Genomic DNA, 22,167 nt, shown 5'->3' with positions numbered 1-22,167 from the left:
TCAGTGCACCTCGGCGGAAGGCTCACGCGGGTGGGCGGCAAGCTGGTCGATGTAGTTGCGCACGGCGTGCAGGGCCTGCGCGGTCGAATGGCTACCTTCTCGGATGAGAAAGTAGATGCCGGATTTCGTTAAACCGGTTCTTTTCTCGACCAGCGGCCGACGAAGGATGACGACATCCTGTTGCTCTTTGTTGTTTTCCACTGTGAACCTCACCGCACCTCAATGAACGATGCGATCACAGTAAAAGCGAGTCAAAAAAGCAGAGAGAACGAATTTCGACCGCTTCACCAGCAGCGGAACACGGTTGTCAGGGAATGCGGCTCATTAGGGCAGGAAGCCGTTTCTCCCAGTACGCGACGAGTTCTTGTTGCTTGTGTGTCTCGCGCGCCTCGACGCCATCCAAAGCGGCTGAGAAGTCAGCGGGCAGGTCGTTCGGTGTGTCCAACAAAATTCCATTGGACAGCAACTCATTGGCTGCCTCCCAGGCGTTCACCATCCCCACTATGGGATGCAGGCGCATTTGCACTCGTTGCAGTGATCTCACCAAGGCTGGGGGCTGTTCTTCGTCCGGCAAGCAAGCAACTTGCTCAATGGCCCGCTGCATGAGCGCGGCTGTCCACCGCGCCAAGATGTCACGCATCTTGTGAAAGTTCATCGGCCGACCGTCCTGCGGCAGTCCTCGCATCTGTGGCCTCGCTGGCAACTCGGCGGCGCTTTGATCCTCGTCCGAGTCCAAGGGTGGCAGGGGCGGCTCTTGAATGAGAAAAGGATCGGTGACGGCGAGCTGTCGGATTGCTTCCTTCTTGCCGTACTTGCCATACCAGTTGCGCCACTCCTTTTTCTCGTGAACGTCGCGGCCCCGGTGAGCGACATAGGCGCGCCACTGCGCACCCAAGTTGTCACCGTCCAGGCGCGTCGTGCGCGCAGTGCGAGACGACAAGAGCAGTAGCTCAAGCTCGCTCTGGGTCACGCCTTCCATGCTGCCCTCGATGTAGCGGAGAAGCTCCGCTACCAGTGGGCCAGGAATGCTTCGATGGTGGTTCTGCCGTGCCTCGGCGCGATAGGCGGCCTGGTAGCGAATGGCCTCAAAGACAAGCGCTTGGTCAATCGGCTGCATCGCTGACACTCCCCGCTCGATCCAAGGCGACAAGATGGTCGGCCCATGCCTGCATGATCTCGCGCCGCTCGTTCAGCAACAGGGCCTTGTTGTACGTAGCCCGCACCCGGTTGCTTTCAACATGCGCCAGTTGCCGTTCGATGGCGTCCGGTCGGAAGCCTTGTTCGTTGGCCCATGTTGAAAAGGTGGTGCGCCAGCAGTGCGGCGTCGTGCGCTCGCCGAGGTTCATGTCGCGCATCGCATAGGTCAGCCGGTTCGGCGTCGAGAAGCCTTCGCCGCTGCGATGTGGGAACAGGTAGCGCCCAGCCCCTGTGATGGGCCGCAGTTCTTCAAGCAGCTTTAGGGCTGGCACGGAGAGTGGCGACACATGGTCGCGCCGCGCTTTCATCTTCGCTGCCGGTCGTCGCCACAGTTTTCCCTCGATGTCGAACTCGCCCCACTCCGCATCGGCAGCCTCGCCGGGGCGGCAAGCGGTGAATGCAATGAGGCGAAGGCAAAGGGCCGTCTCGGGATAGCCTCTGTAGGCGCGCAGAGCGCGATAGAAGGCGCGAATCTGATCGGCCGTCAACACGGCCTTGCTTTGGCTCGACGGAATCTTCAGCAGGCCACGCAGGCCGGGGATGGGGTTGGAGTCAACGAGCCCCCTCACAACTGCGTGCTGGAAAATCGCCGAGAGATCTCCTTTGACGTGGATGCTCGCCCAAGAGCCATAAGCCTTGCATGCTTCCAAGATTGGCCGGATTTCTCTGGCACCAATCTCGGTGATGGGCAGCTCATCGAGCTTGGGGGCGAGGTACTTCCGAATGCGGGACTCCTTCGCACGGTAGGAGCCTGGCGTGTAGCTCGCCTTCACCTCGGTCAGATATGCGGCGGAGACTTTGGCAAACGAGATTTCCTGGGCCAGCGCCTCGGCGTGCTTGCGGGCTGTTGCGGCGTCGATGTTGCGCTGCCGCTCGTCCTTGCGATGCTGAGAAGGATTGATGCCTTGTTTCGCCAGATCACGAGCTGCATCACGAGCAGTGCGCGCATCTGCCAGGCCAACCTCTGGATAAGAGCCGACAGCGAACAGGTTCTCCTTCCCGTTAAGCCGGAACTTCCAGCGCCACAGCTTGCTACCTGAGGGCTGAATCAACAGGAAAAGACCGCCGCCGTCGCTGAGCTTGTAGGGCTTCACGTCGGGCTTGGCGGTCCTGATCTTGGCGTCACTGAGAAGGTCTTTTGGCATCCTGGGGGTCTCCATCGAGAGAGTGGCGTACCCCCACTCAACTCGGCTCATACCCCAAAGACTACCCCAAGTTTTCCTGGAATGCCATGAACACTACTGAACCTCGTTGAACATCGGCCTCGTTGAAAATCAAATCAAAATCAACATGTTGTCGTGTTTTTGAGGTTCATGGAGGTTCGTCAAGGTTCAGTAAACGGAGTCAGACGTTGAACAGGAAATTCAGCACATCGCCGTCCTTGACGATGTATTCCTTGCCCTCGGCGCGCATCTTGCCGGCCTCTTTCGCGCCGGACTCGCCCTTGTACTGGATGAAGTCCTCGAAGGCAATGGTCTGGGCGCGGATGAAGCCACGCTCGAAGTCGGTGTGGATGACGCCAGCGGCTTGCGGGGCGGTCGCGCCGATGGGCACCGTCCAGGCGCGTACTTCCTTGACGCCGGCCGTGAAGTAGGTCTGCAGGCCCAGCAGCTTGAAGCCAGCCCGGATCAGGCGGTTCAGGCCCGGCTCGCTCTGGCCCATCTCGGCCAGGAACATGGCGCGATCGTCGTCTTCCATCTCGGCCAGTTCGGCCTCGGTCTTGGCGCAAATGGCCACGACCTCGCCCTTTTGTGCTGCGGCGTACTCGCGCAGGCGGTCCAGGAAGGGGTTGTTCTCGAAGCCGGTTTCCGACACGTTGCCCACGAACATGGCGGGCTTGGCCGTGATCAGGCACAGCGGTTTGAGGATGGCCAGCTCTTCCTTGCTGAACTCGATCGAGCGCACGGGCTTGGCCTGGTCCAGGGCGGCCTGGCACTTCTCCAGCACCTTGACCAGGGCGGCGGCTTCCTTGTCGTTGCCCGAGCGGGCGGCCTTGTTGTAGCGGTGCAGGCTCTTTTCCACGGTGCCCAGGTCGGCCAGGCACAGCTCGGTCTGGATGACTTCGATGTCGGCGATCGGGTCGACCTTGCCGGCCACGTGGATCACGTTGTCGTCTTCGAAGCAGCGCACCACGTTGACGATGGCGTCGGTTTCGCGGATGTGGCTGAGGAACTGGTTGCCCAGGCCTTCACCCTGCGAGGCGCCAGCGACCAGGCCGGCGATGTCCACGAATTCGACGATGGCCGGCACGATGCGCTCGGGCTGGACGATCTCGGAGAGCTGCGCCAGGCGCGGATCGGGCACTTCCACCACACCCACGTTGGGCTCGATGGTGCAGAAGGGGTAGTTCTCGGCGGCGATGCCGGCCTTGGTCAGCGCGTTGAAAAGGGTGGACTTGCCGACGTTGGGCAGACCCACGATGCCGCATTGGAGGCTCATGGTGTTCCTATGGCAGGAGGGGAAAAGACAGGAAGAGATGGGCCGCTCAGCGCGAACGCGTGTCGTTGACGCACGGCAGCAATCGCGGCATTTTAAGCGCCCCGGTGCCAAGGGCCGCTCCGTGCCACTGGCCATCGGGTAGATTACCGGGCGCGGTCTTGCCCGGCACGGTCTGCCGGGGTCACCACCGCTGAGGAAAACCATTTCATGAATTCCCCCGCTGGCAAGCGATTCGATGTGTGCGTGAGCGGCTCCGGTGCCGTCGCCATGAGCCTGGCATTGGGCCTGTCGGCCGAAGGCTTCAGCGTGGCCTGGGCCAGGGCCGAGGCTTTCCAGGCCCCGACCTCGCAGGACGTGCGCACCTACGCCCTCAACGCCCGCGCCATCGATTTGCTGACCCGGCTGCGCATCTGGCCCGCTTTGCAGGCCTTCGCCGCCCCCGTTTTTGGCATGCAGATCCGTGGAGACGACGGTGGCAGCCTCGAGTTCTCGGCCTGGCAGCAGCGAGTCCATGAACTGGCCTGGATCGCCGACGCCGGCGCCTTGGAACGCCTGCTCAGCGACGCCCTGCGTTTTGCCCCTCGTGTGGAGGTCGTCGGCGCCCTGAAAGATGGGCAGGCCCCGGTGCCCTCGTCGCTGCTGGCCATCTGCGAAGGCAAGTTCTCCGATTCGCGACGGGCCCTGGGCATCGGCTTTGACCGCCAGCCTTACGGCCACAGTGGCGTGGCGGCCAGGCTGGTGGCCTCTCGGCCTCACCAGGGCGTGGCCCGCCAGTGGTTCCGCTCGCCGGACGTGCTGGCCCTGTTGCCCTTCAACCAGCCCGAGCCTCAAGCGTCATATGGCCTGGTGTGGTCGGTGCCGCGCGCGCGTGCGCAGGCGTTGACCAGCCTGCCTGCCGCCGATTTCGAGCGGGAGCTGAACCAGGCCATCGAAGCGAGCGACCCGCAAGCCTTGCCGTTGATTGGCGAGCTGAAGCTGAGCTCGGAGTTGGCCTCGTGGCCACTTTCGCTGGCCCAGGCGTCTCGGTGGGCTGGCCCGGGTTGGGTGCTGCTGGGTGATGCCGCCCACCAGGTGCACCCGCTTGCGGGGCAAGGGCTCAACCTGGGGCTGGCCGATGTCGACACCATGTTGAGCGTGCTGGTGGATGCGCGGCGCGCCGAGCCCTGGCGCGAGCCTGGTGATGAGCGCCTGCTGCAGCGTTATGTGCGCCAACGCGAATGGCCCACACGCGCCATGGCTTCCGTCACCGATGGCATGCTGCACCTGTTCGCCGATTCGCGCGGCCCACTGAAAGCGCTGCGCAACGTCGGCATGTCAGCGGTTGAACGGCTGGGGCCCCTCAAGCACTGGCTGGTCGGCCGCGCCCTGGACGCCTGATGCTTTCCCCACCGTTTTTGCTCCCTGCCCCCTGAGGACCGCCCTGATGCCCCGACTCAACCGAATCCTGCGCGCCACGTTGATTGCTTTGGCGATGAGCCAGGGACTGGCCCACGCCCAGGCTGAATTGCCTGCAGCGCAGCTCAATTCGCTCAAGCAGAAGCTCTCGCAGCGCATGCCGCAACTGCCGCCCATCGAAGGTGCGCGCACCACGTCCATGGCTGGCCTGATCGAGCTGCGTGCCGGTGGCCACATTTTCTACACCGACGCCAGCGGCGATCACCTCATCGACGGGCAACTCATCGATGTGCGCAGCCAGCGCAACCTCACCGAGGCTCGGTTGGATGAGATCAACCAGGTCGATTTCGACAACTTCCCGCTGCGCGACGCCGTGGTCTGGAAGAGTGGCAACGGCAAGCGCCGCATGGTGGTGTTCTCCGACCCGAACTGCGGCTACTGCAAGCGCCTGGAGCGCGACATCCAGAAGCTCAAGGACGTCACCGTCTACACCTTCGTCATCGGGATCCTGGGCGACGATTCGCGCACCAAGGCCGACCAAATCTGGTGCGCCAAAGACCGCACCCAGACCTGGTTGAACTGGATGCTCGACGGCGAAGCACCGCCGCGCGCATTGGGTCAGTGCGGCTCGCCCCTGCAGCGCAACCTGGCGCTGTCCCAGAAGCTGCGCGTCAACGGCACGCCCGCGATCTTCTTTGAAGACGGCTCCCGCTTGCCGGGTGCTGCTTCGCTGCAGACCCTGGAGCAGCGACTGGCCAAGGCAGCAGGCAAGGGCGGCTGACACAAGCCAGCCGGGTCGCACCGGGGAGGCGGTCTGTTTGTTGCCAGGCCGGTCTCACGGCGCGGGCGCCGCTGCGCTGGCGGCAGGCCCCTGGCTTGATGGTTGTCCCGGCGTCTGTTGTGGCGCCTTGGACAGGTTCATCTCCAGCCAGACGTCGTCTTTCATCTTCATGGCGATGCGCACTGGCAGGTACTGCAAACCAGGCGCAAACCAGACGTTCGCAGGCAATGCGCCATCGTCCACGATGGCCTTGCGCGGCCGAACGTGCAGCGTCGGGATGCGACCCATCGGGGTGTCGAGCATCACTTCTTCGATCACGTCAAACACCAGCGGCTCGGGTTTGCGCAGGGTCAGCACCGTCATCTCGAAGCTGCTGCCAGGCCTGGCCTTGCTCGGGTCGAGGATGAACTGGAAGGCCACCTGGATCATGAAGCTGGCGGGGTCTTGCAGGCCAGCGGTGCGCGCTTGCAGTTTGCCGTCGGGCAGCTTGACCTGCTCGTCGCCCAGCTCGATCACCTTGGAGCGGGCGCTTCGCACCAGCAAGCGGTTGACGTTTTCATAGCGTTGAGGGTGAAGGCCTTGCGGCCTGATCTCGCCTTCGCTGCTCAGCCGCCACGAGCCCAGCGGTGCGAAGCTCGGGCCCACGCTGGCATCGATGTGAACCTGGTAGCGCTGATCCTTTCGGATCCACTCGACGCTGGACTGACCGTAGACGGGGCCTCGGTAATGGCCTTCCATGATGTAGCTCACGCGCGTGGCCAGGGGCCAGACAAAGCGCTCCGGTGTCTGCCCCGTGGCCGAAGCCACCGAGGATGCGGGTGAGCTGGGTGCCGCCGCCGTGGCTTCCGGTGAGCTGGCGATTTCTGCCGCGCTGGCGGGCTCCTCCGCAACGGCCAAGGAGGGTGTCTGCGACGCGTCGTCTGGCTTGGCCACATCGGCTTGGGATGCCGCAGAGGCTGCCTCCGGCGGTGGCGCCGCTTTTTTGCGCCGAGAGGGCTTGGTCGTGCCCAGTGGCGGCGCAGGGGGGGCCACGATCGGGGCCGCTGGCGGGCTCGTCAACCGGACCTCCGACACGTACTCGGCCTGCATGCGCTCGATGCGGGGTGCGTCGGGCTGCAGCCCGGCCATCTCATCGAGCACGTTGCCCGTGAGCCAAAGGTGCAGCGCTGCCACGAGCGCCACCAGCGTCAGCAGCCTGGTGAAGGTCCTGGGTGAGGTGAGGCCCGCCCGACGCGCCATCAGGCCCTCAGCCAGGCCTTGCGGCGCGCCAGCGCTGCCGGCTCTGCGGCCGCGCTGGGCAGGGCCAGGGTCACGATGTCATCGGCAAAGGGTGCGGCCGCGCCACCGCCCAGTGCTGGCAAGGTGAGGGTCTCCAGGCGCTGATCGCGGCTGATCAGCAGCGCCTGTGACTTGCTGCCGTCGTGCCACTGCAGGAGGTCATCGGTGCGCTTGAGTCGCCAGCCGTCCAGTGCCAGCAGCTCGTCACCGGCGCTGAGCCCTGCGGATTCGGCGTGCCCGTGTCGCATGACCGCCTGCACCTTCAGTGCGCCTGCGGCATCCGAGAGGCGCACGCCCAGCTTTTGCGGCAGGGGGGCGGCCTTGCTCTGCCACTGCACCCCATGGCTGGCCAACAACTCGCTCAGCGGAAGCTCCTCGCAGGTCTCGGTCCATCGGTGCAACAGCTCTGCCCAGCTGTGGGCTGCCGATCTGGCTTGCAGGTGCGCGGGGGTGTCGGGCGGGTGTTGAGCCTCGTCGCCGAGCGCCTGTGCAACGTCTGCCTCGGTGATGGAGCGGCCCAGGCGCCACAGGCGCTCCATGACACCATCGAGCTTGGGTTGGTGACCGTCGCGCACGGGCAGCAGCCGCAAGGCCAGGTCCAGGCACAACGCCACCAGCGAGCCCTTGGTGTAGTAGCTGACCGTGGCGTTCGCGGTGTTTTCGTCCGGTCGGTAATAGCGTGTCCACGCATCGAAGCTGGCCTGGCCGACGCTGTACGTCAGCCGCCCCGGGGTGCCACGCACCTGGTTGACCGTCTTGCCAATCAGCTTGAGGTAGGTGGCGGCGTCGATCAGCTTGGTGCGCAACAGGAACTGGTCATCGTAGTAAGACGTGAACCCCTCGAAGAACCACAGCATCCGGGTCATGTTTTCCCGGCTCAGGTCGATGGGGTCGAAGCCGGCGGGTTTGAGTCGCTTGACGTTCCAGGTGTGAAAGTACTCGTGGCTGATGAGGCCCAGCAAGGTGGTGTAGGCCTCCGTGGCGACAGCTCGACCTTTGCGCGGCAGGTCCTTGCGGGCACAGATCAGGGCGGTGCTGCGGCGGTGCTCCAGCCCGCCGTAACCGTCTTCCACCGCATTGAGCATGAACACGTAGTGATCGAAGGCAGCCTTGCGGCGCCCATGCCAGAACTGGATCTGTGCTTCGCAGACTTGGCGCGTGTCGGCCAGCAATCGATCGCCATCGAAGTCCGGGCTGGCACCTGCCACCACGAACTCATGGCGAACGCCGCGCACCGTGAACTCGCCGCGCCAGAAGTTGCCCAACTCGACCGGGTGGTCGATCAGCTCGTCGTGGTCGGGCGCCTCGTAGAGCCCCCAGCCTGCCGCATTGACCTTCACGGCCTGCAACGCCGTGGCAACCTGCCAGCCTTTGGGCAAGCCGCCGATGCGAACCCGATGGGGCTTGGCCTCGAAGCCTTCGGCCCGCAGGAACACGCTGGTGCCGTTGAAGAAGCCACGCCTGGCATCGAGGAAGGCAGCGCGCACGGAGGTGTCAAAGGCGTGCACCTCGTAGCTCACGCTCAGCGTGCTGCGTCCGTCGGTGGTGACTTCCCAGGTGGCTTTGTCGATCTGCTCGACCTCGCAGTCCGCCCCCCCCTGACGAGCCTGCAGCGGCGTCAGGTGCCTGGCGAATTCACGCACCAGGTAGCTGCCCGGGATCCACACCGGCAAGCTCAGGCGCTGGCGTTGCCTGGGACGGGGCACGGTCATCGTCACCTGAAAGCGATGGCGTTGTGGCTCGGTGGCTTCGATGCGGAATTCGATCATGTCGGGGGTTCTCAGATCTGGGCGGCGGACACGAAGCAGCAAAGGCTGGCAACCACGGTCAGGCGAAAGCGCAGGGTCAGCCAGCCGGCCGCACCCAGCTCCAGGTAGTGCTTGCGGTCGGCCAGGTAGCAGGCGATCAACATGCCGCCCAGCCAGGCCAGACCGGCATGCGGTGGCATCAGCAGGCCCACCCAAGCGATCAGCGAAAAGGCGATGCCCGTCCACAAGGCTCGGCGCTGGTAGCCCGGCACCGGGCCGTGCCATTGCGATGAGGGCATCACCAGTCCCCAGCGCATGCCGCCCAGGAAGGACAGGATCAGCGCAGCGTAGGTCGACAATGCGCGCACGACGAAGGCAAAAGGCTCCTCGTCGATGCGGCCCACGAGCAACCACACGAAGAGTGCGCCAGCGATGAAGGGAATCAGTCCCGCGTAGCCCAGGCGCCTGGCCAGCAGGTTGGGGTCTGCGTGAAGCTGAGGGGACGGGGCAGGGGTCTCGGCGGCAAGCGTCATGGGGTGGGGCAGAGAAGGTCGGCGACAGCGGATGCTTTCTCAAAGGCGCCCGCGTGCTGACATTGTGTCAAGAATGGTGGATGTCAGCAGGCCTGCACACAGGGTGTCATGGCCTGAGTTGTCACGCCGAAAGCCAGGCGAACACGGCAGGCACGTCGTTGGGCAGTTCCAGCTCGCGCTTTCGCCAGCGGGCCACCGTGTCGGTCAAGGTGAAGCCTTGACTGAGGGTCAGGCCACAACTCACGTTGAGCAGCGTCTGGGGTTGCAGGTGTTGCAGCAGCGCCTGCCACATCGTGGCGTTGCGGTAGGGGGTCTCGATGACCAGCTGTGTTTGATGCGCTTTGCGCGAAAGCAACTCCAGCTCCCGGATGCGCTGAGCTCGCAGTGAGGCGTCGGTCGGCAGGTAGCCCACGAATGCAAAACTCTGGCCGTGCAGGCCGCTGCCCGCCAGAGCCAGCACCAGCGAACTCGGGCCCGACAGCGGCACGACCTGAATGCCTGCCTGGTGCGCGGCCTGCACCACCGCTGCCCCCGGGTCGGCCACGCCTGGCAAGCCGGCCTCTGAAATCAGGCCGACGTCGTGGCCGGCGCGCGCAGGCGCCAGCAAGGATGCGAGGGCGACGGCCTGATCATTGGTCTCCTTGCCGCCTTTGTCACCTTTGCCGCCTTTGACCGGGCGCGCTAGCTCCACGATCGACAAGCTCTGCAAAGCCTGGCTCAAGGGCGTGACCTGATCCACGCGTTTGAGAAAGGCCCGGGTGGTTTTCGCGTTCTCGGCAATCCAGTGGGCAATCCGCGCGGCCTCGCGGATCACCCCAAGGGGCAACACCTGCTGCAAGTCTGGCGCATTGCCGGTGACCGGGTCCGGGCAACCCAGGTCGAGGGTGTTGGGCACCAGCAGCAGGCGACCTGCGCGCTCGCCCGTGCGGGGCACGATCTGATCGTTGCTGGGCTCAGCCATGTTTCAGCTCCGAGGCGGTGGTCGGCGCCATCAGCGGATCCCAGCCTGCCTCACGCAGCAGGCGGCTGGTGGCGATCAGAGGCAAGCCCACCAAGGCGGTCGGGTCGTCCGAGTCGATGCGATCGAGCAGCACGATGCCCAGGCCCTCGCATTTGGCGCTGCCAGCGCAGTCGTAGGGTTGCTCGCGCTGCAGGTAGGTTTCGATGATGTCGTCGCTCAGCGTGCGAAACAGAACGGTCACGCTGCTGACGGTCTGCAGCAATTGCTGGGTTCTCGGGCGTGCCACGCACACGGCGGAGTGAAAGCGAACGACCTGACCGCTCAGTGCCCGAAGTTGATCGCGCGCCGCCGCGTGGTGACCCGGCTTTCCCAGCGCGAGGCCGCCGAGGTCGGCCACCTGGTCCGATCCGATCACGATCACGTCATCGTCGAATCCATGGGCCACGGCGAGCGCTTTGGCTTCAGCCAGGCGGCAGGCCAGTGCCAACGGCACCTCGCCGACCTGGGGCGTTTCGTCCACGTCCGGGGATCGGGTCTCGAAAGGCTGGCCCAGGCGAGCCAGCAGTTCGCGACGGTAGGGGGAGCTGGAGCCCAGCACCAGTCGGGGCAGGGCTGAAAAAGCGGAAGCAGGCATGGCGCCATTGTCCACGAGCGGCCGGAGCGGGGCCGATCAGTTCGGCGCAGGGCATACACTCGCGGGCATGAAAGCACGCGTGTTCCTGCCCGAAAAACTCGACGTCAAGGCCTTCATCGAGGCTGCAGCAGAACTGGCCGGCGAAACGCCGATCGCGGGTCTGTCGCGACTGGCCTCTGCCGCCTCGCCCGAGGCCGACCTGGCTGCCGTGCCCCCCGTGCGTTGGCGGGTCACGGGGCGGGCCGTGCCACAGCGTGTGGGCGAGCCCGAGCTTTGGCTTGACCTGGACGCCCATGCTGAACTTGACATGGAGTGCCAGCGTTGCCTGCACCCGGTGCGAGAGCGCATGTCCGTGTCCCGCTCGATTCGGTTCGCACGTGACGAGACCGAAGCCGCGCGGCTGGACGCAGAGTCGGACGACGATGTGCTCGCCGTGTCGCGGCAATTTCATTTGCTGGAATTGGTCGAAGACGAGCTGATCATGGCCCAGCCCATCGTGCCTCGCCATGCCGAATGCCCCAGCGACATCGTCAACCTGATGCACGACGACTCTGAAACGCTGGTGCCCGGTGCACCCCCAGCTGAAGCGGGCAAGGCAGAGCCGAGCCCGGAGCCCAAACCCCACCCATTCGCCGCGTTGGCCGCCCTGAAAAAGGGCTCAGGCAGCTGAATTTGATCAGCCTGCCAGGTTTGTGCTAGAATTTCGGGTTTCCAGGATTTTGTCCAGGATTGTTGCCGCATGCGGGCTGTGGGCCCAGGGTCCGCACGGCATTGACACACCTCGCCCACACATCGACCCCACGGAGTCATCATGGCCGTTCAGCAAAACAAAAAGTCGCCTTCCAAGCGTGGCATGCACCGCTCGCACAACGCCCTGGTCACCCCGGGCACCGCAGTGGAAGCCACCACCGGTGAAGTGCACCTGCGCCACCACATCAGCCCGACCGGTTTCTACCGCGGTCGCAAGGTTCTGAAGACCAAGGCCGACGCCTGATCGGCTGGTGCCCGCGCTGGCCTGATGTCAGGCTGGCGTCAGGTTCCTGATACGCTGATACGCAAAGGGCTGGACAACCCGATCCAAAGGGTTTGCCGGCCCTTGTCTTTTTCGCCGGTTTGCCGCGTGAGCCGTTCGGCTCTTGCCTCAGTCCTGAGAGACTGCGGCTCGCGCCACCGAGCCCCGTTTTCACCACGCCCATGAGCCCTGTCACGTCCGCCTCTTCGCCGCTTTCGCCTGTGCGCATCGCCGTTGATTGCATGGGTGGCGATCATGGGCCGTCGATCACCCTGCCAGCCTGCCAGGCCTTCCTGGCCAAGCACCAGGATGCGGAGTTGCTGCTGGTGGGGCTGCCCGAGGCTCTGGCTCCCGCCCGCAACTGGGAGCGCTGCCGCGTCGTCGAAGCCAGCGAGGTCGTCACCATGGACGACCCGGTCGAGACCGCGCTGCGACGCAAGAAGGATTCGTCCATGCGGGTGGCCATCACCCAGGTCAAGGCATCGGCTGATGCGCCGGCCGCGGCCCACGCTTGCGTCTCGGCGGGCAACACCGGCGCCCTGATGGCCTTGGCCCGCTACCTGCTCAAGACCCTGGAAGGCATCGACCGCCCGGCGCTCGCCACCGTCATGCCCAACCAGAAAGACGGCTTCACCACCGTGCTCGACCTGGGCGCCAACGTTGATTGCACGGCCGAGCACCTGCTTCAGTTCGCCGTCATGGGCTCGGCCCTGGTGTCGGCTGTCGATGGCAAGTCCAACCCCAGTGTCGGCCTGCTCAACATCGGTGAAGAAGTCATCAAGGGCAGCGAAGTGATCAAGCGCGCCGGTGAACTGCTGCGTCGTGCCCACGACCAGGGACTCATCCAGTTCCATGGCAACGTCGAGGGCAATGACATTTTCAAGGGCACTTCGGACATCGTGGTGTGCGACGGCTTCGTCGGCAACGTGGCCCTGAAGACCGCCGAAGGCCTGGCCAGCATGTTCGCCGCCTTCATCAAGCAAGAGTTCACGCGCAACATCGTCACCAAACTGGTGGCTTTGTTCGCGATGCCGGTGCTAAATCGCTTCAAAAACCGGGTTGACCACCGTCGCTACAGCGGTGCGGCCTTGCTGGGCTTGCGTGGCCTGGTCTTCAAGAGTCACGGATCTTCGGACAAGCTGGCCTTCGAAGTGGCGCTCAATCGCGCTTATGATGCGGCCCGTCATCGACTGCTGGACCGGGTTCACGACCAGATCGCAGCCACCGTGGCCAGCCTGCCCACCCTTGTGGAAGCCGGCTCCTCGGAGGATGTGGGGCGCGCGGCCTGATCCCCTCATTAATGTCAGACAGACTGACGGCACACCAGCCAGACCCCCTGCAAGCCTCTACCCAGGCTGCAACCCTGGCGCCTCACAAGGGCGCCTCCCCCCTCAGCAAGTTTTCTCGCATTGCCGGCACCGGCAGCTTCCTGCCCCCGCATCGGGTGCCCAATCAGGAGCTGGTCGAGCGCCTGGCGCGCGATGGCCTGGACACCTCAGACGAGTGGATCGTCGAGCGCACGGGCATTCAGGCCAGGCACTTCGCCGAGCCCGATGTCACCTCCAGCCAACTGGGGCTGCAGGCGAGCTTGCGAGCGATCGAAGCCGCGGGTTGCAAAGCCTCGGACATCGACCTGATCGTTTGCGCCACGTCCACGCCGGACATGGTCTTCCCCTCGACAGCCTGCCTCATCCAGCGTGACCTGGGCATCTCTGGCTGCCCGGCCTTCGACGTGCAGGCGGTTTGCTCTGGCTTCATCTACGCGCTCACCGTGGCGGACTCGATGATCCGCAGCGGCCTTGCCCGCCGTGCGTTGGTCATTGGCGCCGAGGTGTTCTCCCGCCTGCTTGACTTCAGCGATCGCACCACCTGCGTGCTGTTCGGCGATGGGGCAGGTGCCGTGGTCCTCGAAGCATCCGACCAGCCCGGCATCGTCGCCTCCTGTCTGCATGCCGATGGACAGCACGTGGGGTTGCTCAATGTGCCTGGCCATGTCAGTGGTGGCCGCATCCTGGGTGATGCCACCTTGAAGATGGATGGTCAGGCGGTGTTCAAGTTGGCCGTGAGCGTGCTCGACAAGGCTGCTCACGAGGTGCTTGATGCCGCTGGACGAGACGCATCTTGCATCGACTGGTTGATCCCGCACCAGGCGAACTTGCGCATCATGCAGGGCACTGCCAAGAAATTGAAACTTGCCTATGACAGGATCGTGGTCACGGTGGACCAGCATGGCAACACCTCGGCGGCCTCCATCCCGCTGGCGCTGGACCATGGTGTTCGCAGCGGACAGGTCCAGCGCGGGCAGACCCTGATGCTCGAAGGCGTCGGGGGTGGCTTCACGTGGGGCGCCGTGCTCGTCGACTACTGACGCGCCAGCGACCAGGACACCACGCCTCCAACAACAACGATTTGGACAACCAGACATGACTGCTTTCGCATTTGTTTTTCCGGGCCAGGGCTCTCAGTCCATGGGCATGCTCAACGCCTGGGGTGATCACCCCGCTGTGCGGGCCACCCTCGCCGAAGCCTCGGACGCCTTGGGTGAAGACATCGCCAGGCTGATCGCCGAAGGCCCGAAAGAGGCCCTGGACCTGACCACCAACACCCAGCCCGTGATGCTGACCGCTGGCGTGGCCTGCTGGCGCGCCTGGCTGGCAGACACCGGGTTGATGCCGGCGGCCGTGGCGGGGCACTCGCTGGGCGAGTACGCCGCGTTGGTGGCCTCTGGGGCCCTGACGCTCAAGGACGCGCTGCCGTTGGTGAGGTTCCGCGCCCAGGCCATGCAAGAGGCGGTGCCCGTTGGTGCTGGCGGCATGGCGGCCATCCTGGGCATGGATGCCGAAGGCGTGAAGGCGGGTTGTGCCGAGGCCGCTGCCCTCACGGGTGAGGCCGTCGAGGCCGTCAACTTCAATGACCCGAAGCAGACTGTGATCGCTGGCACCAAGGTCGCGGTCGAGAAGGCCTGTGAAGTGCTCAAGGCCGCCGGCGCCAAACGCGCGCTGCCGCTGCCCGTGTCGGCCCCGTTCCACTCCAGCCTGATGAAGCCCGCCGCCGAGCGCCTCAAGGAAAAGCTCGCGGCCACGGCTTTCGCCGTGCCCACCATCGCAGTGATCAACAACATCGACGTGGCCGTGGCAGCTGATCCGGACGCCATTCGCGATGCGCTGTACCGCCAGGCTTTTGGCCCGGTGCGCTGGGTCGAGTCTGTGCAGGCCCTCAAGGCCCGTGGCCTGACCCATGTCATCGAGTGCGGTCCCGGCAAGGTGTTGTCGGGCATGGTCAAGCGCATCGACGCCGAACTGGTCACTGGCTGTGTGCTGGATCCGGCCTCGCTGGCCGAAGTCAAAGCCCTGCTGGCCTGAGGAGCAAAGACGTGAGCAACGAATTCAAAGGTCAAGTGGCGCTGGTCACCGGCGCCAGTCGCGGCATTGGTCGAGCCATCGCTGTCGCGCTGGCCCAACGCGGCTTGAAGGTCGTCGGCACCGCCACCTCCGAGTCGGGCGCACAGTCCATCTCCGAGGGACTATCGGGCTTCGAGGGCTGCAAGGGCATTGTCCTGAACGTGACCGACGCCGCGGGTGTCGACGCAGCGGTGGATGCCATCATCAAAGAGCACGGCGCTTTGCACGTGCTGGTCAACAACGCGGGCATCACCCGAGACATGCTGGCCATGCGCCTGAAGGACGAAGACTGGGACGCGGTGCTCGACACCAACCTCAAGGCCGTCTTTCGCATGAGCCGCGCCGTCATGCGCCCCATGATGAAGCAGCGCCACGGCCGCATCATCAGTATCACCTCCGTGGTGGGCGCCGCCGGCAACCCTGGGCAGGCCAACTACGCTGCAGCCAAGGCGGGCGTGGCCGGCATGACCCGCGCTCTGGCGCGCGAACTCGGCAGCCGTGGCGTGACCGTCAACTGCGTGGCCCCCGGCTTCATCGACACCGACATGACCCGCGCGCTGACCGAAGAGCAGCAATCGGCTTTGAAGTCACAGATTCCGCTGGGTCGCCTGGGGCAGCCGGAGGACATTGCCGAGGCCGTTGCCTTCCTGGCATCGCCTCAGGCTGGCTACATCACTGGCGTCGAGTTGCACGTCAACGGCGGCATGTACATGAATTGATTTGAGATTTTCCTGGGATATCTCAAATTCGATTTTTCGAGCCGGTCAGCGTAATGACATGCTGAGCCGGTAAAATCCCTGGTTTGTTTGCAACCCCTCCCGGAGGAGTCATGAGCGATATCGAAGCACGCGTCAAGAAGATCATTGCAGAGCAACTCGGTGTGGCCGAGTCTGAAGTCAGCCCCGAGAAGGCTTTCGTGGCCGACCTGGGCGCCGACTCGCTGGACACCGTTGAGCTGGTGATGGCCCTCGAAGACGAGTTCGGCATCGAGATCCCCGACGAAGAAGCAGAAAAGATCACCACCGTGCAACTGGCGATCGACTACGCCAAGAACCACGTCAAGGCCTGATCGAACTGCGGTGAGCCAAGGCCCGGGTCTTTGACGGACCCGTTGGGCCTTGCCCCTCTCTCGGATTTCAACTTTCAGCACTGACAAGCATGACCCGTCGTCGCGTCGTCATCACCGGTCTCGGCCTGGTGACCCCCCTTGGCAATCAGGTCCAGGACTCCTGGTCGGCCCTGCTCGCAGGCCGCTCCGGCATCCAGACCATCACCCAGTTCGACGCTTCGGCGTTCGCCTGCCAGTTCGCAGGCGAAGTCAAGGGCTTCAACATCGAGGATTACATCCCCGCCAAAGAAGCCCGTCACATGGACCGTTTCATCCATTTCGGCCTCGCTGCAAGCATGCAGGCCGTCAAGGATGCCGGTCTGCCCACCGGTGAAGCCCTGAGCCCTGAACTTGCCGAACGCATCGGCGTGCTGGTGGGCTCCGGCATCGGCGGTCTGCCCATGATCGAGCAGACCCACACCGACTACAAGGAACGCGGCCCGCGCCGCATTTCTCCCTTCTTCGTGCCCGCCTCGATCATCAACATGATCAGCGGCCACGTCTCCATCCACCACGGTTTTCGCGGCCCCAACCTGGGCGTCGTGACGGCCTGCACCACAGGCCTGCATGCCATCGGTCTGGCCGCTCGCCTCATCGAGGCCGGTGACGCCGACATCATGGTCGCCGGTGGTGCCGAGTCCACGGTCAGCCCGCTGGGCATCGGCGGTTTCGCGGCGTCTCGTGCGCTGTCGACCCGCAACGACGACCCTGCGACCGCTTCGCGCCCGTTTGACAAGGACCGCGACGGTTTCGTGTTGGGTGAGGGCGCCGGTGTCATGGTGATCGAGTCCTACGACAGCGCGGTCGCCCGTGGCGCCAGGATTTACGCAGAACTCGCCGGCTTCGGCATGAGTGGTGACGCGTACCACATGACCGCGCCGGACGTTTACGGCCCGCAGCGCTCGATGATGAACGCCCTGCGCAACGCTGGCATCAACCCCGATCAGGTTCATTACCTGAACGCGCACGGCACCTCGACCCCGCTGGGTGACGTCAACGAAACCAACGCCATCAAGCAGGCTTTTGGTGACCACGCCAAGAAATTGGTGGTGAACTCGACCAAGTCCATGACGGGTCACCTGCTGGGTGGCGCTGGTGGCATCGAGTCGGTGTTCACGGCGCTGGCTGTGCACCACCAGGTCTCGCCGCCGACCATCAACATCTTCAACCAGGACCCGGAATGCGACCTGGACTACTGCGCCAACACCGCACGTGAGATGAAGATCGACGTCGCCGTGAAGAACAACTTCGGCTTCGGCGGCACCAACGGTTCGCTGGTTTTCAAGCGCGTCTGATTCACCACGTCCCCATTGAACCGACAGCGGGAGGTGCAGGTTTTCCCCGCTGAAATCCTGCCCCATCCATGTCCGTTCTGGCTCCTTTGCTGAGGCCTGCGTCCTGGCGTCTTTCGCCTGGCGCTGGTGATGTTCCCTGGCTGCGTCGCCTCGGTCTGGTCTTGTTGATGGCCAGCACCCTGGCGCTGATCGCCTGGTGCGGGGCAACCTGGTTGGAGTCCTGGCGGCATCGTGATGTGACCCTGGCCTCCGTGCTGGCGGTGCCCCTTTGTGCGCTGGGCTTGCATCACGCGTGGCGCCTGGGTCGGAGTTGGCTCATGCCAGGCGTGCCCTTGACGTTGCGCTGGACGGGGCCTGTGGCCAATCTGCGTTCAGGCGAACCATCTGGTGGTTGGCGCGTTGACGAGTGGGGCGCCCAACCCGTGGACGTCAGCCTGGTGTGGGACTGGCAGCGTGTCATGCTCTTGAGGCTCAGGCCCTGGGAGTCGGGCTCTCGCCAGGCCTGGATCTGGCTGCAAGACCATCGTGGTCCACAACCTGGTCCTCGTGGCGATGTGCATCGCCTGCGAACCTTGTTGTGCCTGCCTCCGGCGATGACCCTGCCTGGCAGCGATGCTCGCGTGTTGTCACAAGGTGCATTCGTTTCGCCCCCTGCGGGGTTGGTGGCATCATCGCGGCATGTTGCCAACACCGTTTCCTCTCGCATGAGCCGGTCTTCCAAGCCGGCGCGCCCTGCGCGTCAGTCGCCTCGCTCTGCAGACACACCATCGAGCGCGCCCCTGCGCTTCGAGGATGGCTTCCCCGCCACACAGGTGCTTGAACGCTGGCACGATGACGTGGGCGAGCCCGATGGCGCAAACGGAGGGCGGCCATGATGCCCAAAGATCAGGACCCCGACACGCTGCCGCCAGCGCCCGGCCTGCCTTCCTTTCCGGATGCCGCCGCGCCAGATGTCGGTCCTGCCCGGGTGGGTGTTGATGAGGATGCTTTGTTGGTGGAGCGCGTGCAGCGCGGTGACCAGCGGGCCTTCGAAATGCTGGTCGTGAAGTACCAGCGCCGCATTGAGCGGCTCATCGCGCGCATGGTGCGCGACACGGACCTGGTCGAGGACATTGCCCAGGAGGCGTTCATCCGTGCCTACCGGGCCTTGCCCGGTTTCCGTGGTGAAAGCGCTTTCTACACCTGGCTTTATCGCATCGCCGTCAACACCGCCAAAAAGGCCATGATCGGCCTGCAGCGAGACCCCCTGCGCACTGAGTCGTCGTTGGCAGGCGCTGCGGACGACGACGATGACGCACCGCGCGTCGAAAATGATTTGAGCGATGGCGAGACGCCGGAGTCGATGCTGGCTTCCCGTCAGATTGCCGAGACCGTCAACGCCGCCGTCGAGTCGCTTTCAGACGATTTGCGCCAGGCGATCACGCTTCGCGAGATCGAGGGGATGAGCTACGAGGACATTGCCGAGCTCATGCAGTGCCCGATTGGCACGGTGCGCTCGCGCATCTACCGTGCGCGGGAAGCCATTGCGTCGCGTTTGCGCCCCTTGCTTGACACCCGCGATGGGGAACGCTGGTGACGAATCGACACATCTTGGGAACTTTCTCGCCTGGGGCGGCACAAATCTGACATGCATGGCCTGCGATCCCGGCAGGCGAAAACACCTGGAGCCTCAGCATGTCCGAACGCACGCCCGACGACGTCATCCCCCGCGAGATCCTGTCCGCGCTGGCTGATGGGCAGGCCCATTCCGACGAGGTCGCGCGCGCTTGTGGCGCATGGCGCCAGCAACCCGATGCCCGGGCCACCTGGCACGCTTATTACTTGATCGGGGAGACCATGCGCTCGCCTGACCAAGCTTCTGGCAGCGACAGCGCGGCGTTCTTGCAGCGTTTGCGCACGCGTTTGGCCGATGAGCCCGTGGTCTTGTCTCCGCAGGCTGCGCAAACCGTGGGTCGAGCAGCGGCACTGCCGCAGACCTCACCCGACGCAGCTGTTGGGGGGCAGCCTCTGAAACGACGCATGTGGGCTGGTCCCATGGCGGTGGCAGCCAGTTTCGCTGTCATCGTCGGGGTCCTGACCCTGAACCTGGGGGGGGCGACTGGGGTGCCCGATGGTGCGCAGGTTGCACGCTCCGGAGTCGGTTGGTCCGAGGGCGCTGCCACGCCCGAGGGCGTGAACTCTGCGTTGGCTGCTGGGGGCTCTTTCAGCGCGGTGCGCACGCAGGGCCACGCCTGGCTGCCGGCGGATCCGAAGCTGGAGCAGGCCATGTCCGCTCAGCTGCCTCAACCTCAGCCGCCTCAAACCTTTTCTGACAGGCCTGATGTGATCCGGGTTGGGGTCGAGTCAGATCGCTGACAAACCTGTGTTTTCGCTGCACCGCGTTGGCTCTGCCCTCGCGGTGCCTTGTTTTTTGGGGTGCCGGGCGCATCTGCGAACGCATCTTCACGTCCAACGGTTCACCCATCTTCACGTGCAGACGTGATGGCGAAACGCAATGTCGTCCAAACTCACGCCTGTGACGTTTCGTCATCATCCGCATCGCTTTCACAAGGTCCTGACATCCATGTCATCCAAGCAAATGAGCGTTACCTCCACCCCGTCCGTCATCCGCCGCACGCTCGTCGTCGGTGCAGTGGTGTCCGCTGTGGGGCTCATGCTGAGCTCCAGCCTGTTTCCCCATTCCTCGCAAGCGCAGCAAGCGCCGGTCGCATCGATTGCTCAGGTGGCGCCGGCCAACGCACCTTCGCTGGTCAAGGGGCTGCCTGACTTCACCGAGTTGGTCGAGAAGGTCGGCCCCTCCGTGGTCAGCATCCGAACGACTCAGCGCGTGGGCGACGAGGACGGCGAGGGTGACGAGGCCGATGCCCAGATGCGCGAGTTCTTCAAGCGCTTTTTCGGCGTGCCCATGCCTGATCAGCGTCGCAGCGCGCCTCGCAAGGGGGGAGAGCAGGGCGGCTCACAGGGCGAGGAGCGCCCGCGTGGGCTGGGTTCGGGCTTCATCCTGAGCCAAGACGGCTTCGTGATGACCAACGCCCACGTGGTCGAGGGCGCCGACGAGGTCTACGTCACCCTGACCGACAAGCGCGAGTTCAAGGCCAAGGTCGTCGGCGCCGACAAGCGCACCGATGTGGCCGTGCTGAAAATCGAGGCATCCAGGTTGCCTGCCGTGGTGGTGGGCGATGTCAACCGCCTGAGGGTGGGCGAATGGGTCATGGCCATCGGCACGCCTTTTGGCCTGGAGAACACCGTGACGTCCGGCATCGTCAGCGCCAAGGCGCGTGACACGGGTGAAGAAATCCGCTTCATCCAGACCGACGTGGCCGTGAACCCCGGCAATTCGGGTGGCCCGTTGATCAACATGCGCGGCGAGGTGGTGGGCATCAACTCGCAGATCCTCAGCCGCTCGGGTGGTTTCATGGGCATTTCGCTGTCCATCCCGATTGACGACGCGGTGAAGGTGGCTGATCAGCTGCGCTCGGGTGGCAAGGTCACCCGCGGTCGCATCGGCGTTTCCATCGGCCAGGTCACCAAGGACGTGGCCGACTCCATCGGCCTGGCCAAGGCCGAGGGGGCGCTGGTGCAAGCGGTCGAGCCGGGCACGCCCGCCGACAAGGCAGGCCTCGAAGCTGGCGACATCGTCACCCGCTTCAACGGTCAACCGATCGAAAAGCCCGCAGACCTGTCTCGTCAGGTGGCGGCCACCAAGCCTGGCACGAAGGCCACCTTGCAGGTGTTCCGCCGAGGCGGCTACAAGGACCTGAGCATCACCGTCGCCGAGATGGATGGCCCCAAGGCCAAGGCTGAGCAGGAGGCTGCCAAGCCGGCCAAGGTGGCGGCTTCGCTGCTGGGCTTGAACGTAACCGACCTCAGCGCAGAGCAAAAGCGTGAGCTCAAGCAAAACGGTGGGGTGCTGGTCGAAGATGCGCAGGGCCCCGCCGCTCGCGCTGGCTTGCGGCCCGGAGACATCATCCTGGCCGTCGCCAACGTGCAGATCGCCAGCGCCAAGGACTTCGAGTCCGTGCTGGCCAAGCTCGACAAGAACCGCCCGGTGAGCGTGCTGGTGCGCCGTGGCGACTGGGCCCAGTACGCCGTGATCCGTCCCGGCAAGTGAGCGGGTGCTGACCCGACCCAAGGCCCCTCGGGGCCTTTTTTCTTGCAATCCTGAGCTGTTCATGGGGTTGTTGGGCGGCTCACACATCGGTGAGCGATGTTGATAAGTCCGGGGGCGGCGGGGGTTTGTGGCTACAATCCGCCCTGCCGGAAACCTCCGATCCCACAGCGGAGCCGACGCCCGACTTACCCACACGAGCCTGTGGACAAGATGTGAATAACGTCATCGTCCCGGCCGGCAAGCCACCGCCCGAGGCTTGCAAAGAGCCCTTGCG

The 22,167-nt window shown here is 64.6% G+C and carries 22 protein-coding genes; 13 read left to right on the top strand and 9 right to left on the bottom strand.

Features of this window, described 5'->3' with window-relative positions; genetic code table 11:
- From ABG80_RS02750 to ychF, 4 genes are all read right to left on the bottom strand, one after another.
- Positions 1-201: a MerR family transcriptional regulator gene (locus ABG80_RS02750; RefSeq protein WP_152987423.1), complete on the bottom strand. Its 201-nt coding sequence runs from the start codon at positions 199-201 to the stop codon at positions 1-3.
- A gap of 106 nt (positions 202-307) precedes the next feature.
- A complete protein-coding gene (locus ABG80_RS02745; RefSeq protein ID WP_058086229.1) occupies positions 308-1,117 on the bottom strand; it encodes a hypothetical protein in 810 nt (269 codons plus the stop codon).
- The gene (locus tag ABG80_RS02740) at positions 1,104-2,342 is read right to left on the bottom strand and encodes a tyrosine-type recombinase/integrase (RefSeq protein WP_058086280.1); all 1,239 of its coding nucleotides are present in this window, start codon (positions 2,340-2,342) and stop codon (positions 1,104-1,106) included. The genes ABG80_RS02745 and ABG80_RS02740 overlap by 14 nt, the downstream gene beginning before the upstream one ends.
- A gap of 199 nt (positions 2,343-2,541) precedes the next feature.
- Positions 2,542-3,636 carry a redox-regulated ATPase YchF gene (gene ychF / locus ABG80_RS02735; RefSeq protein WP_058086228.1) on the bottom strand — a complete coding sequence of 365 codons (1,095 nt, stop codon included), beginning with the start codon at positions 3,634-3,636 and terminating at the stop codon, positions 2,542-2,544.
- Between the two features lie 207 nt (positions 3,637-3,843).
- Between ychF and ABG80_RS02730 the strand changes: the two genes are divergently transcribed.
- Both ABG80_RS02730 and ABG80_RS02725 read left to right on the top strand, forming a co-directional pair.
- Complete coding sequence (locus ABG80_RS02730) at positions 3,844-5,013, top strand: FAD-dependent monooxygenase (RefSeq protein ID WP_058086227.1); 1,170 nt, start codon at positions 3,844-3,846, stop codon at positions 5,011-5,013.
- 46 nt (positions 5,014-5,059) lie between these two features.
- Positions 5,060-5,812: a DsbC family protein gene (locus tag ABG80_RS02725; RefSeq protein ID WP_083505750.1), complete on the top strand. Its 753-nt coding sequence runs from the start codon at positions 5,060-5,062 to the stop codon at positions 5,810-5,812.
- A gap of 54 nt (positions 5,813-5,866) precedes the next feature.
- Here the strand turns inward: ABG80_RS02725 and ABG80_RS02720 are convergent, their stop codons facing one another.
- The 5 genes from ABG80_RS02720 to ABG80_RS02700 form a co-directional block, all read right to left on the bottom strand.
- A complete protein-coding gene (locus ABG80_RS02720) occupies positions 5,867-7,051 on the bottom strand; it encodes a DUF3108 domain-containing protein (protein ID WP_058086225.1) in 1,185 nt (394 codons plus the stop codon).
- Positions 7,051-8,859 (bottom strand): M61 family metallopeptidase, encoded by a 1,809-nt coding sequence (locus tag ABG80_RS02715; RefSeq protein ID WP_058086224.1) that lies wholly within the window; start codon positions 8,857-8,859, stop codon positions 7,051-7,053. The genes ABG80_RS02720 and ABG80_RS02715 overlap by 1 nt, the downstream gene beginning before the upstream one ends.
- 11 nt (positions 8,860-8,870) lie before the next feature.
- Complete coding sequence (locus tag ABG80_RS02710; RefSeq protein WP_058086223.1) at positions 8,871-9,371, bottom strand: DUF3429 domain-containing protein; 501 nt, start codon at positions 9,369-9,371, stop codon at positions 8,871-8,873.
- A 121-nt stretch (positions 9,372-9,492) separates the two neighbouring features.
- Positions 9,493-10,332: an SAM-dependent methyltransferase gene (locus ABG80_RS02705; protein WP_058086222.1), complete on the bottom strand. Its 840-nt coding sequence runs from the start codon at positions 10,330-10,332 to the stop codon at positions 9,493-9,495.
- Positions 10,325-10,966: a Maf family protein gene (locus ABG80_RS02700; protein WP_058086279.1), complete on the bottom strand. Its 642-nt coding sequence runs from the start codon at positions 10,964-10,966 to the stop codon at positions 10,325-10,327. The genes ABG80_RS02705 and ABG80_RS02700 overlap by 8 nt, the downstream gene beginning before the upstream one ends.
- 67 nt (positions 10,967-11,033) lie before the next feature.
- On the opposite strand from ABG80_RS02700, the gene ABG80_RS02695 reads away from it, so the two are divergent.
- From ABG80_RS02695 to ABG80_RS02640, 11 genes are all read left to right on the top strand, one after another.
- On the top strand, positions 11,034-11,636 hold the full coding sequence (locus ABG80_RS02695; protein ID WP_058086221.1) for a YceD family protein: 603 nt from the start codon (positions 11,034-11,036) through the stop codon (positions 11,634-11,636).
- A 141-nt stretch (positions 11,637-11,777) separates the two neighbouring features.
- On the top strand, positions 11,778-11,960 hold the full coding sequence (gene rpmF / locus ABG80_RS02690) for a 50S ribosomal protein L32 (RefSeq protein ID WP_058086220.1): 183 nt from the start codon (positions 11,778-11,780) through the stop codon (positions 11,958-11,960).
- Positions 11,961-12,160: 200 nt separating this feature from the next.
- Positions 12,161-13,267, top strand: a complete 1,107-nt coding sequence (gene plsX / locus ABG80_RS02685; RefSeq protein ID WP_058086219.1) for a phosphate acyltransferase PlsX — start codon at positions 12,161-12,163, stop codon at positions 13,265-13,267.
- Between the two features lie 11 nt (positions 13,268-13,278).
- Positions 13,279-14,346 (top strand): beta-ketoacyl-ACP synthase III, encoded by a 1,068-nt coding sequence (locus ABG80_RS02680; RefSeq protein WP_083505749.1) that lies wholly within the window; start codon positions 13,279-13,281, stop codon positions 14,344-14,346.
- 55 nt (positions 14,347-14,401) lie between these two features.
- Positions 14,402-15,340 carry an ACP S-malonyltransferase gene (fabD, locus tag ABG80_RS02675; protein ID WP_058086218.1) on the top strand — a complete coding sequence of 313 codons (939 nt, stop codon included), beginning with the start codon at positions 14,402-14,404 and terminating at the stop codon, positions 15,338-15,340.
- Between the two features lie 11 nt (positions 15,341-15,351).
- Positions 15,352-16,098, top strand: coding sequence for a 3-oxoacyl-ACP reductase FabG (gene fabG / locus ABG80_RS02670; protein ID WP_058086217.1), 747 nt, complete (start codon positions 15,352-15,354; stop codon positions 16,096-16,098).
- A gap of 110 nt (positions 16,099-16,208) precedes the next feature.
- On the top strand, positions 16,209-16,448 hold the full coding sequence (gene acpP / locus ABG80_RS02665; RefSeq protein ID WP_058086216.1) for an acyl carrier protein: 240 nt from the start codon (positions 16,209-16,211) through the stop codon (positions 16,446-16,448).
- 89 nt (positions 16,449-16,537) lie between these two features.
- On the top strand, positions 16,538-17,782 hold the full coding sequence (gene fabF, locus ABG80_RS02660) for a beta-ketoacyl-ACP synthase II (RefSeq protein ID WP_058086215.1): 1,245 nt from the start codon (positions 16,538-16,540) through the stop codon (positions 17,780-17,782).
- Between the two features lie 871 nt (positions 17,783-18,653).
- Positions 18,654-19,358, top strand: coding sequence for an RNA polymerase sigma factor RpoE (gene rpoE, locus ABG80_RS02650; protein ID WP_286742749.1), 705 nt, complete (start codon positions 18,654-18,656; stop codon positions 19,356-19,358).
- 98 nt (positions 19,359-19,456) lie between these two features.
- Positions 19,457-20,137, top strand: a complete 681-nt coding sequence (locus ABG80_RS02645) for a sigma-E factor negative regulatory protein (RefSeq protein ID WP_058086213.1) — start codon at positions 19,457-19,459, stop codon at positions 20,135-20,137.
- A 298-nt stretch (positions 20,138-20,435) separates the two neighbouring features.
- The gene (locus tag ABG80_RS02640) at positions 20,436-21,893 is read left to right on the top strand and encodes a DegQ family serine endoprotease (protein ID WP_407638726.1); all 1,458 of its coding nucleotides are present in this window, start codon (positions 20,436-20,438) and stop codon (positions 21,891-21,893) included.
- The last annotated feature ends 274 nt before the right edge of the window (positions 21,894-22,167 follow it).

It is taken from the genome of Aquabacterium parvum (assembly GCF_001447195.1).
GTDB lineage: Bacteria > Pseudomonadota > Gammaproteobacteria > Burkholderiales > Burkholderiaceae_C > Aquabacterium > Aquabacterium parvum.
The sequence above is the reverse complement of the archived record's forward strand: the minus strand, read 5'-3'. Positions and strand labels throughout refer to the sequence as shown.